Genomic DNA, 13,713 nt, shown 5'->3' on the forward strand with positions numbered 1-13,713 from the left:
TGTCCCCGCAACCAAATGGTCCCGTGGTGTAGTGGTTAACATGCCTGCCTGTCACGCAGGAGATCGCCGGTTCGACCCCGGTCGGGACCGCCATTTTAATAAGGCTCGGTAGCTCAGTCGGTAGAGCAGAGGACTGAAAATCCTCGTGTCGGCGGTTCGATTCCGTCCCGAGCCACCATTTTGAAGTCGCAAGCCGGCTTAGCTCAATTGGTAGAGCAACTGACTTGTAATCAGTAGGTTGGGGGTTCAAGTCCTCTAGCCGGCACCACTTTCAAAATGAGCCATTAGCTCAGTTGGTAGAGCATCTGACTTTTAATCAGAGGGTCGAAGGTTCGAATCCTTCATGGCTCACCATTTTCAATTTTATGCGGGTGTAGTTTAGTGGTAAAACAAGAGCCTTCCAAGCTCTGGTCGAGAGTTCGATTCTCTTCACCCGCTTTTCAATTATGGGCCTATAGCTCAGCTGGTTAGAGCGCACGCCTGATAAGCGTGAGGTCGATGGTTCGAGTCCATTTAGGCCCACCATAATTGTTCCGCAGTAGCTCAGTGGTAGAGCTATCGGCTGTTAACCGATCGGTCGTAGGTTCGAGTCCTACCTGCGGAGCCATATTTATAGAGAAGTACCCAAGTGGCTCAAGGGGCTCCCCTGCTAAGGGAGTAGATCGCGAACGCGGTGCGAGGGTTCGAATCCCTTCTTCTCTGCCAGAACTGGCCCGTTGGTCAAGTGGTTAAGACACCGCCCTTTCACGGCGGTAACACGGGTTCGAATCCCGTACGGGTCATACTAAAAGAGATAGCATAATCTGCTATCTCTTTTTTGTTGTGTATAGATATAGAAGAAGCTATGACAAATTATAAATAATAAGTTTAAAATAGGATTACCTTTTCTCATACATAAGAAAAGGTAATCCTATTTTTTGAATATGTTTTAACTTTCTATTGAATGTTCATCTTGTTTAATAACAACATGACTATATGCGGAGTGAAGAGTTTTGTAGCCTAAAAGTGCAATAGTTAAGGCAAGGCCTCCTGCTATAATAGCCACATTAAATCCTACATGGGCTCCAAAGTTATCAATAACTAAACCAGCTATCGCTGATCCTAGGGAGACTCCAATTCCAAGTCCTGTAATTGCCCAAGTCATTCCTTCGGTTATCTTTGATTCAGGTACGATTTTTTCCACAAGCCCCATAGTAATAATCATAGTAGGAGCGACAGATAGCCCTGCAAAGAAAACAATAACTACTAGCCAAGTAATACTGTTTACAAAAACTAGTGGCAGCATTGTTATCATGGAAAGTGTGACCGCTATTAAAAACTGATTATAGGGTGGGGTATTGAGTTTAAGAGTACCGAAAATAAGGCCTGCCAGGCATGAACCGATTGCATAGACAGAAAGTACAAAGCTAGCAGCTACTGTGTTTCCTTGCTGCTCAGCAAAAGCTACACTAACGACATCTATTGTGCCGAAGATAGTACCTATAGCAATGAGTGTGAATACTAGTACTCGCAAAGAACCAATTTTAAATACTGTTCCGTTGTTTGTAATGTCGCGAGGGTGTACAGGCGGTTCTGTGCTTTTTTGCATAGTAAATAGGCATACCCCGATTGTAAGAAAAACAGATGATAAAAGTGGCGCTGCTTCTGGGAAGAACATAACACTTAAACTGACAGATAATACAGGACCAATTATGAAGCAAATTTCGTCGACGACCGATTCGAAGGAAAATGCTGTATGCAATTTATGGGATCCGCGGTATAGTTTAGTCCAACGTGCACGTACCATAGCTGACATATTTGGCATACAACCTGCACATAAAGCGGATAGAAATAGCGTCCAATAAGGAGCTTCATATTTCGTACATAGAAGTAAGAGGATTGTAAAGAAAACGCTAATACCTGTAGTCGGAAGAAGTATGCGAGATTGCCCTAATTGATCAGCCATCCGAGAAATATGAGGAGCTAGTAAAGCTGATGATAATGTAAAGGTAGCTGCAACAGCTCCAGCAAGCCAATAGTCACCACTTACTTGAGATAACATGGTAACAATACCAATACCCATCATTGATATGGGCATACGAGCTATAAATCCTGCTAATGAGAATCCTTTTGTACCAGGAGCACTGAAAATCTCACGGTAGGAATTAAACATGATAATCACCACAATATTTGACGTGTACATATACATTCTTCATTCTTTTAACTCCTCCTCTGTTTCATTAATACCTTCTATAAAAAGGGACAGTGAGTCAATGTAGGGTATAGGTAAGAAGTTATATTATCTTGTAAGCTAGAAATAATTGACATACGCACCGTATGCCAATATCATATTAACATACGGAGCGTATGTCAATTGAAATGTTTTATCTCTGGATAGAGCCGATGTTTAAAGGAGTTATTCTTTTATATAGAGAACGATACTATAGTGCAATTCATTTTGAATAAAGAGAATGAATAGAAGTAGGAGGAAAAGATGATTAAAAAAACGAGAGCAGAAATGATTACTGAAACACGTGCTAAATTGCTGTGGGCAGCAAGAGAGGCTTTTGGTACAGTTGGATATGTAAATACGTCTATGGATGATTTTACAGCATCTGTCGGTTTAACACGTGGTGCAATTTATCATCATTTTGGTGATAAAAAAGGATTGTTAGAAGCAGTTGTAAAAGAAATTGATATGGAAATGGATAATAAATTAGGGAAAGTATCAGATGAAGCGGAAGGAAAATGGGAAGGGTTTGTTGGGCGTTGTCGTGCATATTTAACGATGGCACTTAATCCAGAAATTCAGCGAATCGTACTTCGAGATGCACCAGCAGTATTAGGAACTAGTTATTATCAATCATCACAGTCACAATGTTTAGTGACGATGGCCGAGATGCTTCAGCAATTAATGAAGGACTGTATTATTGAAAAGACGGACTGTGAAGCTTTAGCAAGATATATAAATGGCGGACTAGTGGACCTTGCTTGTTGGATTGCAAATTCTGAAGATGCAGAGGCACGGTTGTCTAAAGCTTTGCATAGCCTATCACTTATATTGAATGGTTTATTATTAGAAAAGAATGCATAATTTTAACGGATATTTTTTAATATATAGTAATGATTAAAAGGGAGGTGATAAAGTATAGGCTAATTCGTTTATTTAACCGTATTCTATATAAGCTAATTGACGTCCATCTTGTAAGGGAATGATGTGATCAGTCAGTTTAATCTTATAATGTGATTACATTTTTTGTGAATGTTAGGATTTTTATTATAGAAAGTGAATTTAGTTACAGTGAGTAATTGAATCATACATTTTTATTCACAATCTAAAGAAAACACCTAATTTGGTATGGATTCCACACCTGATCTAACAACTTTACACTCTATGTGAAAAAGTTCACAAATAGGTCATAAATTGTGAAGTAATTCACAATAATACGTGCTACAATATGAATGTAAAGAAGTTAAACAACATTAAATTAGTATTTTAATTAATTACTTAAACAATCATAAAAAAATATATGTGAACAATAGAGAGGGGAAATTACCATGAAAAAAGGTATCAATCGTGTAGTATTAGTAGGAACAGGAGCTGTAGGTTGTAGTTACGCTTACTCAATGATCAACCAAGGTGTAGCTGAAGAATTCGTATTAGTAGATGTTAATGAAGCAAAAGCAGAAGGGGAAGCAATGGACTTAAGCCATGCGGTACCATTCTCTCCATCACCAACAAAAGTTTGGAGCGGTAGCTATGCAGATTGTAAAGATGCAGATCTAGTTGTTATCACTGCTGGGTTACCACAAAAGCCAGGTGAAACTCGTTTAGACTTAGTTGAGAAAAATACAAAGATCTTTAAACAAATCGTTCGCGGCATTATGGATAGCGGATTCGATGGAATCTTCTTAATCGCAACTAACCCGGTTGATATTTTAACTTACGTAACTTGGAAAGAATCTGGTTTACCGAAAGAGCGCGTAATCGGTTCTGGTACTACTTTAGACTCTGCTCGTTTCCGTTACATGTTAGGTGACTACTTAGATGTAGATCCACGTAACGTTCATGCTTACATCGTTGGTGAGCACGGTGACACTGAACTTCCAGTATGGAGCCACGCTACTATCGGTGTACAAAAACTAGAAACAATCTTAGCTAACAACGAACAGTACAAACAAGAAGACTTAGATAAAATCTTCGAAAATGTACGTGATGCAGCTTACCATATCATCGAACGTAAAGGTGCAACTTACTACGGAATCGGTATGTCACTACTTCGTGTAACTAAAGCGATCTTAAACAACGAGAACAGCGTATTAACTGTATCTGCATACCTTGAAGGTCAATACGGTGAGAAAGATGCTTACGTAGGTGTTCCAGCTGTTATTAACCGCGAAGGTGTACGTGAAATCGTAGAACTTGAGCTAAATGAAGAAGAAAAAGCGAAATTCGCTCATTCTGTAAAAGTATTAAAAGAAACTATGGCACCAGTACTATAATTAATTGCTAAATAATCCGGAAGTGGGGACCTGCTTCTTACTTCTGGATTTATATATAATTCAATATAAATTCCTTTTCCGGTTTCCCTTGTATATCCCCAATATACCCCTTTTGCTGGATAAGGGTCATTTATAGAAAAGAGCACTCTATTTTATATAGAGTGCTCTTTATGATTATTTTTTAGGTGTTAATCCTAACTTCTTTAAAATATCTGTCAGTGTACCGCTTTTTGATTTTTCTACAGGTGTTTGTGATTTAGATGCATCTGGACCTTTTTTCAAGAAGTTCTTTTCAACGAAGTGAATATCTTTTCCGTCGACAATTCCATCTTTATTAAGATCTCCGTCTTTTACAGTTAGTCCTTTTTTAATGTAGTTGCTAGCGATAATTTTAGCATCTTTAATATGGATTACTTTATCACCATTTACATCGCCGGCAAGGTTTTCGTCAGGTCTTGCATAATAATATTGGCCAAGCAGCTTACCGTCTTTTTCAGTACCAAGCTTCGTTGTTAGGCGGCTTGAAATGAGTTACTCGATGTTTCTGAATCACTGAAATAGGCGAATACACCTCCGAATGTAAGGGATAAACCAAGTGAAGCGGTGACAACTCCCATTCCTACTTTTTGTTTTAATGACATAAGAAAGCCCTCCTAGTTAAATTTTCATAGTGACCGTTCGCAACAAGGATAAATAAGTAAACATAGTAGTCCACTATGAATTATAGTTACGGAAGATCTAAGTTCTTTATTGAGAGCGAGTATATGCTTATGAATTTTGCATTTCAATAAAATTGTGACAAAAAATGTTGAGAAACATTTTTTTATGACAGATTATTTTGTTTTGATTTTGAATGAAAAATAGCATGAAAAATAGGATAAATCTAATAAAATAAAGGTTGAGAAAAAATAATAGGTAAAAATATAGAAGAATAATAAAGCGTTTTCAATGAATATTCGTCAAAATTCGATATTTTACACGGAAATGTGAAGAAAAACTAACATTTTTAAGAAAAAAACGAATATTTTTTATAAATTAACAAGGATATTGCAGTTTTTCGCAGAAATAGTTAAAGTATAAAAAATTCTGTCATCTAAGTGAGGTGAGCATATTGAGTGTAATAAATTGTGAAGAAGTGAAACGAGATGAGTTTCATACAGAAAAGTACTATGAAAGTTATAACATCTTTGGCGCACATGTTGTGACGGAAGATGAGATTCAAGGGGTACGATTTACAGTGTGGGCTCCTCATGCGAAAGCAATGAGTGTTGTTGGAGATTTTAATGAGTGGGATTATGAGCAACATAAGATGCTACAAGTGACAGAAGAAGGCATTTGGTCCTTATTTATACCGCATATTGAAGAAGGAGAAATATATAAATATGCGATTGAAACGTTGGCTGGTGACGTCATTTTAAAGGCAGATCCGTATGCTATATATGCAGAAGTAAGACCGAATACGGCATCTGTAGTTTTTGATATAAAAGGATATGAATGGAATGATAAAAACTGGACTCGTAAGAAAAAGAAAAAACCGATTTATAAAGAAGCGATGACAGTTTATGAATTACATTTTGGTTCTTGGAAAAAGAAAGAAGATGGAACGCTGTATTCTTACAGGGAAATGGTAGAAGAGCTCATCCCGTATGTGGTGGAACATCAATTTACACATATTGAAATTATGCCGCTTGTTGAGCATCCATATGATCGTTCTTGGGGATATCAAGGAACGGGATATTATGCAGCGACGAGTAGATTTGGTACGCCGCATGATTTAATGTATTTTGTCGACGAATGTCATAAATATGGAATCGGTGTCATTTTAGATTGGGTGCCGGGGCACTTTTGTAAAGATGCTCACGGTTTATATTTGTTTGATGGCACACCGACCTATGAATATAAAGATAAAGATGTACAAGAAAATCCAGTATGGGGAACTGTCAATTTTGATTTAGGGAAGAGAGAGGTACGTAATTTCTTAATTTCAAATGCGTTATTTTGGATGAGATATTTCCATATTGATGGTTTCAGAGTAGATGCAGTTGCGAACATGTTGTACTGGAATAAAGAAGGACAAGAGCAAAGTAATGAGCATGCTGTTTCATTTTTAAGAGAGTTAAATGAAGCAGTGTTTGCAGAGGATGAAGATTTTCTTATGACGGCAGAAGATTCAACAGCTTGGCCACTTGTAACAACTCCAACGTATGAAGGTGGGCTTGGATTCAATTACAAATGGAACATGGGCTGGATGAATGATGTACTGAAATATATGGAGTGTGCGCCTGAATATAGGAAACACATTCATGAGAAAATGACGTTTTCTTTACTATATGCGTACTCTGAAAACTTCATATTACCACTTTCTCATGATGAAGTCGTTCATGGGAAAAAGTCGTTATTAAATAAAATGCCAGGTGATTACTGGGATAAGTTTGCTCAGCTTCGTTTATTATATGGATATTTCTTTACTCACCCAGGAAAGAAGTTACTTTTCATGGGAGGAGAATTCGGACAGTTTGATGAGTGGAAAGACCTTGAAGATTTAGATTGGAATTTACATGATTTTGAAATGCATCGTTATATGCATGATTACTTTAAAGAGCTCATAGCATTGTATAAGCGCTCAAAACCACTTTGGCAGCTTGACCATTCACCTGAAGGCTTTCAGTGGATTGATGCTAATAATAATGAGCAAAGTATTTTCTCTTTTATCCGCCAAGGGGATAAACAAGAAGATGCGTTAGTTGTCGTATGTAATTTTACGAAAGCTACATATGAAAACTATAAAGTAGGTGTACCAGATTTCGAGTATTATAACGAGATTTTAAACAGTGATGCTGAGCAATATGGCGGTTCGGGGCAAGTGAATAAGAAACGTCTTAAGACGATTCTAGAACCGTACCATAATCAAGCAGCACATGTAGAGATTACAATTCCACCATTTGGCGTATCCATATTACGACCAGTGAAGACGAGAAAGGGGAGCAAAAAACAAGATGGCTCAAAAACAAAAGTGCGTAGCAATGTTACTAGCAGGGGGAAAAGGTAGTCGTTTAAGTGCATTAACAAAAAATTTAGCCAAGCCAGCTGTTCCATTTGGTGGTAAATATCGCATTATTGATTTTACGCTAAGTAACTGTGCGAATTCTGGTATTGAAACGGTTGGGATTTTAACACAATATCAACCACTTGAACTTCATAATTATATCGGAATTGGAAATGCGTGGGATTTAGACCGAGTAAACGGTGGAGTCACAGTATTACCTCCTTATGCGGAGTCTTCAGGGGTGAAGTGGTATACAGGTACGGCAAGTGCCATTTATCAAAACTTAAACTATTTAAGTCAGTATGAACCGGAGTATGTTCTCATTTTATCAGGCGACCATATTTATAAAATGGATTACAGTAAGATGCTAGATTACCATATTGAGAAAGAATCGGACGTATCCATTTCTGTTATTGAAGTACCTTGGGATGAAGCGAGTCGCTTTGGCATTATGAATACAAATGAAGAGATGGAGATTGTTGAGTTTGAAGAGAAACCACAATTTCCAAGAAGTAATCTTGCATCAATGGGAATTTATATTTTTAACTGGGCAATTTTGAAAGAGTATTTAGAGATGGATGCAAGAAATCCTGAATCTAGTAATGATTTCGGAAAAGATGTACTTCCACTTTTATTAGATGAAGGGAAGAAGCTAATGGCGTATCCATTTGAAGGATATTGGAAAGATGTTGGAACGGTGAAAAGCTTATGGGAAGCGAATATGGATTTACTTCGCGATGAAACATCGCTGAATTTAAACGATCGTAATTGGCGTATTTATTCTGTGAATCCAAATGAGCCACCTCAATATATTGCAGAAAAGGCAAAAGTAGAAGAATCACTTATTAACGAAGGATGCGTCATTGAAGGGGACGTGAAGCATTCTGTGTTATTCCAAGGGGTGACGGTGGAAGAAGGTAGTATGGTTATTGATTCTGTCGTTATGCCAGGAGCAAAGATTGGTAAAAATGTTGTGATTGAAAGAGCGATCGTTGGTTCGGAAATGGTTATTGAAGATGGAACAATTATTCGTCCAGAAAAAAATGTCGACGATGTAGTACTCATTGCTGAAGGGAAATAGAAAAGGGGGATGAAATGAATGGGAGAAAAAATGTTAGGAATTATTAATGCAACGGGAAGTTTTCCTTCCTTAAAGAAAGTAACAGGGCATCGTTCATTAGCGGCGTTACCGTTTGGGGGCCGTTACCGACTCATTGATTTCATGCTTTCAAATATGGTGAATTCTAATATTCATAGTGTAGCGGTTTTTACAAGTCATAAAAATCGCTCACTAATGGACCATGTTGGTTCAGGAAAACAGTGGGATTTAGATAGAAAACGAGACGGACTATTTTTATTCCCGCCAAATTGCCAATGTGACCAAGATGAGTTTGGGTCTTTTGCACACTTTAGAAGACATATTGATTATTTTCTAAGAAGCAGAGAAGAGTACGTTGTTATTACGAATAGCCATCTCGTAACAGCATTAAATTTCCAGGCGGTGTTAGAGCGACATATACATACGGCAGCTGATATTACGGAAGTTTGCCATGAAGGGGTTTCGCTTCAAACATACATGTTAAAGAAACAATTATTGTTAGATTTATTTGAGACATATAAAGATGTGGAGCAATACAGTTTATTTGATGTAGTGAGAGAAAAGCGCGGAAAATCACTGCATATTGCTACGTATGAGCATACAGGATATGTAGCTATTATTGATTCGATTGAAAGTTACTATAAACATAGCTTAGAAATTTTGCAGCCTGCTATTTGGAAGCAATTATTTAAGAAAGAAGCGCCGATCTTTACGAAAGTAAAAGATGAGCCGCCAACTCGTTATCTAAAGGGTGCAGTCGTGAAAAATACAATGATTGCAAATGGCAGTATTATTGAAGGGGAAGTCGAAAACAGTGTTGTTTCCCGTTCGGTTAAAATTGGAAAAGGTTCAATTATTCGTAACAGTATTATTATGCAAAAGAGCCAAATTGGAGATAACTGTATAATAGACGGTGTTATTATTGATAAAGACGTGAAAATTGGCGACGGTGTCGTATTAAAAGGAAACATCGATGAGCCATATGTTGTAGAAAAAGGAAGCGTACAAAACAGTACGATTAATAGTTATTCCTAAAGAATCAGTGGGGGCTTTTTCTCCCACTGATTAAAGTTTTAATTTAAATGAAAACTCGAAGGGAGGAAGCTGCAAGAGGAGTATAAAAACTTTTCGCGCAGTGGGACAACAAGTGAATATTTTATTTGCAGTATCAGAATGTGTACCGTTTGTGAAATCGGGAGGATTAGCTGATGTAGCGGGTGCGCTCCCAAAAGAGCTGAAAAAATTAGGAGTGGACGTTCGTATTATACTTCCGAATTATAGTCTCATTCCGCAAAAGTTAAGAGATGGATGTACGTTACATAAAGTAATTAACGTCCCGCTTGGGTGGAGAAATCAATATTGCGGAATTTTAAAAGGTGAGCAAGACGGAATTACGTATTACTTAATAGATAATGAATATTATTTTAAGAGAGATTCTCTGTATGGTCATTATGATGACGGGGAGCGTTTTTCTTATTTCTCAAAAGCAGTGTTAGAGTGTATTCCGCATCTTGATTTTGAAGTGGATGTTCTTCATAGCCACGATTGGCATACGGCTATGGTTAATTTCTTACTTCGTGAAAAGTATCAAGATAACCCGTTATATGAGCGTATTAAAACGGTATATACGATTCACAACTTGCAGTTCCAAGGAGTATTTCCTTCTGAAGTGATGTACGACTTGTTAGAGCTTGGTGATGAATATTTTCATAGTGAGCAGCTAGAGTTTTATGGAAACATAAACTTTATGAAAGGCGGTATTATCGCTTCGGATCAAATTACAGCGGTGAGCCCGACGTATAAAGAAGAAATTCAATATGAATTTTTCGGTGAGAAGTTAGATGGATTACTGAGAAAATATAATGATAAGCTTAGTGGCATTGTAAATGGTATTGATACGAGCGTATATAATCCAGAAACGGATTCATATATTAAGGCTCAGTATGATGCAGAGTCATTATATGAAAAGAGTGAAAATAAACGCGCTTTGCAGCGTTATTTTGGTTTGCCAGAAAAAGAGGATACACCAATTATTTCAATGGTAACGAGATTAACGAAGCAAAAAGGTCTTGATTTAGTACGCACTGTATTCCGCGAAATAATGGAAGAAGATGTACAATGTATTATTTTAGGTTCAGGTGATTCGGAATATGAGCAATTCTTTGAGTGGATGGCATATGAGTATCCGGAGAAGGTAAAAGTTTATATCGGATTTAATGAAGAATTAGCGCACCAAGTGTATGCGGGAAGCGATTTATTTTTAATGCCATCGCTGTTTGAACCGTGTGGACTTGGACAACTTATCGCATTGGCGTACGGTACGATTCCAATTGTAAGAGAAACAGGTGGATTAAACGATACGGTACATTCTTATGATGAAGAAACAGGCGAAGGAAATGGTTTCAGTTTCACGAACTTTAATGCACATGACATGCTGCATACGGTTCACCGTGCAATTGAATTTTATCACGATAAACCAGTGTGGGAGCAGCTTGTAAAACAAGCGATGACTGAAGATTATAGCTGGAGGCAATCGGCTCTTGCTTATAAGGAATTGTATAAAAGTCTCATGGAATAACATGTAGGTGGTGAAAAAATGTTTACTCATGTTGAAAGTTTTAAATCAACTTTTCTAGAAAAGTTAGAGACGATGTATGGGAAAAGTTTCAAAGATTCTACAAATCGTGATCAATATAATACGCTCGGCCATATGGTACGTGAGTATATGAATAGTCAATGGATTGCAACGAACGAGAGTTATCGATCAGGAGAGCAAAAGCAAATGTATTACTTGTCTATTGAGTTTTTGCTTGGACGTTTGCTTGGAAGTAACATCTTGAATTTAGGTATTAGAGATGTATGCGAGCAGGGGTTATCTGAACTAGGGATTTCGTTACAAGAGTTAGAAGAAGTGGAAGCAGATGCAGGCCTTGGTAACGGTGGACTTGGACGCTTAGCAGCCTGTTTTCTTGATTCACTTGCATCTTTAAACTTACCAGGACACGGCTGTGGAATTCGTTATAAACATGGTTTGTTTGATCAGAAAATTGTTGATGGTTATCAAGTTGAATTTCCAGAACAGTGGCTTCTTCATGAAAACGTATGGGAAGTAAGAAGACATGATCAAGCTGTAGAAGTAAGTTATTTTGGCAGTGTTGAACCGCTAGAAATTGACGGGCGTTTAGAGTTTAGGCATACAAATGCAGAAGTCATTATGGCGGTGCCATATGATGTGCCGGTAGTAGGCTATGAGACGAGTACTGTAAATACACTTAGACTTTGGAATGCTGAACCAGTTCCTTTCCCGCAAAACTGCAAAGATATTTTGAAATATAAGCGCGAAACAGAGGCTGTATCGGAGTTTTTATATCCAGATGATACGCATGATGAGGGAAAAATACTTCGTTTAAAACAACAGTATTTCCTCGTATCAGCAAGCTTGCAAAATATCGTTCGAATGCATAGAGAAAGATATGGTGACCTTCGTCAACTACATGAAAAAATTGCGATTCACATTAACGATACACATCCGGTTTTAGCAATTCCAGAACTGCTGCGTATTTTACTAGACGAAGAAAAGTTAACATGGGAAGAAGCTTGGCACATAACGACGCAGACGATTTCTTATACGAATCATACGACGTTATCAGAAGCGCTCGAAAAGTGGCCAATTCACATTTTTAAACCATTATTACCGAGAATTTATATGATTATTGAAGAGATTAATGAACGTTTCTGTCATGAACTTTGGGAACGTTATCCTTATGAATGGCATCGCATTGAAGACATGGCAATTATTGCGCATGATCTTGTGAAAATGGCTCATTTAGCAATTGTCGGTAGCCATAGCGTAAACGGTGTAGCAAAAATTCATACGGAAATATTAAAGCAGCGGGAAATGCGATTGTTTTATGAATTTTATCCAGATAAGTTTAATAATAAGACGAATGGAATTGCTCATAGGCGCTGGCTTATGAAAGCAAATCCACAGTTAACAAATCTCATTTCAGAGGCGATTGGACCAGAGTGGAAGAAAGAACCGATTAAGCTTCAATCGTTGCAAACAGTTCAATATGATGCTAGTTTCCAAGAGAAGTTTGCAGAGGTAAAACAAGAGCGTAAAGAGATTTTAGCGGAGCGCATTCATAATACAATGGGGATTACGATTGATCCAAATTCTATTTTTGATGTGCAAGTGAAAAGATTACATGCTTACAAACGACAATTATTAAATGTTCTTCATATTTTATATTTGTATAACCGTTTGAAAGAGGATGCTAGTTTTACATTTTATCCGCGTACTTTTATTTTTGGAGCGAAAGCATCACCTGGTTATTATTACGCGAAAAAAATTATTAAATTAATAAATGAACTCGCAAGAAAAGTAAATAATGATCCGTATGTTAGTCAATATATGAAAGTTATCTTTCTAGAAAACTATCGAGTTTCTTTAGCTGAAGATATATTCCCGGCGGCGGATGTAAGTGAGCAAATTTCAACGGCGAGTAAAGAAGCATCGGGAACAGGCAATATGAAATTTATGATGAATGGTGCGATTACACTTGGAACGCTAGACGGAGCTAACGTTGAAATAAAAGACCGGGTCGGTGATGATAACTGTTTCATTTTCGGTTTAACAGCAGAAGAGGTTCTTCATTACCATCAAAATGGTGGATATCGTGCAAGTGACTATTATCACCACAATAGGCACATTAAAAAAATAGTAGATCAATTAACAAATGGTTTCTTTGCACAATCGGGTGCTGAATTTGAAGCGATCTATGATTCTCTCGTTATTCAAAATGATGAATATTTCGTTCTGCGAGATTTTGGTCCATATGCTGAAAGACAAGAAGCTGTTGGTAGAGCTTATGAGAACCGAACAAAGTGGCTAGAAATGTCGATTTTAAATATTGCACAGTCTGGTCATTTTGCGAGTGATCGAACGATTTTGCAGTACAGCAATGAAATTTGGGGTATTGGTAATGCAGTTAAACAGTTTTAAAGAGGTTGCTACGTTGGGGGATATATTATCTATTTACTAACAAAAATTAATATTAATAAATAAAACGAGCTTACTTTTTTT

At 37.4% G+C, this 13,713-nt stretch carries 8 protein-coding genes, 9 tRNA genes and 2 pseudogenes; 16 read left to right on the top strand and 3 right to left on the bottom strand.

Annotated elements, in window-relative coordinates; all coding sequences use genetic code 11:
• Positions 1 to 17: 17 nt before the first annotated feature.
• The 9 genes from ASE54_RS20860 (at position 18) to ASE54_RS20900 (ending at position 782) form a co-directional block, all read left to right on the top strand.
• Positions 18 to 93: transfer RNA gene (locus ASE54_RS20860), tRNA-Asp, on the top strand.
• A 9-nt stretch (positions 94 to 102) separates the two neighbouring features.
• A tRNA-Phe gene (locus ASE54_RS20865) sits at positions 103 to 178 on the top strand.
• A 14-nt stretch (positions 179 to 192) separates the two neighbouring features.
• A tRNA-Thr gene (locus ASE54_RS20870) sits at positions 193 to 268 on the top strand.
• 10 nt (positions 269 to 278) lie between these two features.
• A tRNA-Lys gene (locus tag ASE54_RS20875) sits at positions 279 to 354 on the top strand.
• A 13-nt stretch (positions 355 to 367) separates the two neighbouring features.
• A tRNA-Gly gene (locus ASE54_RS20880) sits at positions 368 to 438 on the top strand.
• Between the two features lie 10 nt (positions 439 to 448).
• Positions 449 to 525 (top strand) — tRNA-Ile (locus tag ASE54_RS20885).
• Between the two features lie 7 nt (positions 526 to 532).
• A tRNA-Asn gene (locus ASE54_RS20890) sits at positions 533 to 607 on the top strand.
• A gap of 7 nt (positions 608 to 614) precedes the next feature.
• A tRNA-Ser gene (locus ASE54_RS20895) sits at positions 615 to 705 on the top strand.
• A 5-nt stretch (positions 706 to 710) separates the two neighbouring features.
• Positions 711 to 782: transfer RNA gene (locus tag ASE54_RS20900), tRNA-Glu, on the top strand.
• Positions 783 to 928: 146 nt separating this feature from the next.
• On the opposite strand, the gene ASE54_RS20905 is transcribed toward ASE54_RS20900, so the two are convergent.
• Positions 929 to 2,152, bottom strand: a complete 1,224-nt coding sequence (locus tag ASE54_RS20905) for an MFS transporter (RefSeq protein WP_015945917.1) — start codon at positions 2,150 to 2,152, stop codon at positions 929 to 931.
• 321 nt (positions 2,153 to 2,473) lie between these two features.
• Between ASE54_RS20905 and ASE54_RS20910 the strand changes: the two genes are divergently transcribed.
• Positions 2,474 to 3,073 (top strand): TetR/AcrR family transcriptional regulator, encoded by a 600-nt coding sequence (locus tag ASE54_RS20910; protein WP_000592778.1) that lies wholly within the window; start codon positions 2,474 to 2,476, stop codon positions 3,071 to 3,073.
• 464 nt (positions 3,074 to 3,537) lie between these two features.
• Entirely contained in the window at positions 3,538 to 4,482 is a 945-nt protein-coding gene (locus tag ASE54_RS20915; protein ID WP_000715339.1) for an L-lactate dehydrogenase, read from the top strand.
• A gap of 174 nt (positions 4,483 to 4,656) precedes the next feature.
• Here the strand turns inward: ASE54_RS20915 and ASE54_RS35900 are convergent.
• Positions 4,657 to 5,010 (bottom strand): annotated as a pseudogene (locus ASE54_RS35900) (dockerin type I domain-containing protein); the annotation flags it as partial.
• Positions 5,001 to 5,123, bottom strand: a pseudogene (locus ASE54_RS34975) (TasA family protein); the annotation flags it as partial. The pseudogenes ASE54_RS34975 and ASE54_RS35900, both read right to left, overlap by 10 nt.
• A gap of 470 nt (positions 5,124 to 5,593) precedes the next feature.
• Here ASE54_RS34975 and glgB point away from each other — a divergent pair.
• From glgB to glgP, 5 genes are all read left to right on the top strand, one after another.
• Positions 5,594 to 7,531 carry a 1,4-alpha-glucan branching protein GlgB gene (glgB, locus tag ASE54_RS20925; RefSeq protein WP_000111401.1) on the top strand — a complete coding sequence of 646 codons (1,938 nt, stop codon included), beginning with the start codon at positions 5,594 to 5,596 and terminating at the stop codon, positions 7,529 to 7,531.
• Positions 7,479 to 8,609 (top strand): glucose-1-phosphate adenylyltransferase, encoded by a 1,131-nt coding sequence (glgC, locus tag ASE54_RS20930; protein WP_000057602.1) that lies wholly within the window; start codon positions 7,479 to 7,481, stop codon positions 8,607 to 8,609. Before glgB ends, glgC begins: the two co-directional genes overlap by 53 nt.
• An 18-nt stretch (positions 8,610 to 8,627) precedes the next feature.
• Entirely contained in the window at positions 8,628 to 9,662 is a 1,035-nt protein-coding gene (gene glgD, locus ASE54_RS20935) for a glucose-1-phosphate adenylyltransferase subunit GlgD (protein ID WP_000504151.1), read from the top strand.
• 112 nt (positions 9,663 to 9,774) lie between these two features.
• Positions 9,775 to 11,205, top strand: a complete 1,431-nt coding sequence (glgA, locus tag ASE54_RS20940; RefSeq protein ID WP_002081949.1) for a glycogen synthase GlgA — start codon at positions 9,775 to 9,777, stop codon at positions 11,203 to 11,205.
• Between the two features lie 18 nt (positions 11,206 to 11,223).
• Positions 11,224 to 13,632 carry a glycogen phosphorylase gene (gene glgP, locus ASE54_RS20945; RefSeq protein ID WP_000494092.1) on the top strand — a complete coding sequence of 803 codons (2,409 nt, stop codon included), beginning with the start codon at positions 11,224 to 11,226 and terminating at the stop codon, positions 13,630 to 13,632.
• Positions 13,633 to 13,713 lie beyond the last annotated feature (81 nt).

This window comes from Bacillus sp. Root131 (genome assembly GCF_001429475.1).
GTDB classification, from domain to species: Bacteria; Bacillota; Bacilli; order Bacillales; family Bacillaceae_G; genus Bacillus_A; species Bacillus_A thuringiensis_S.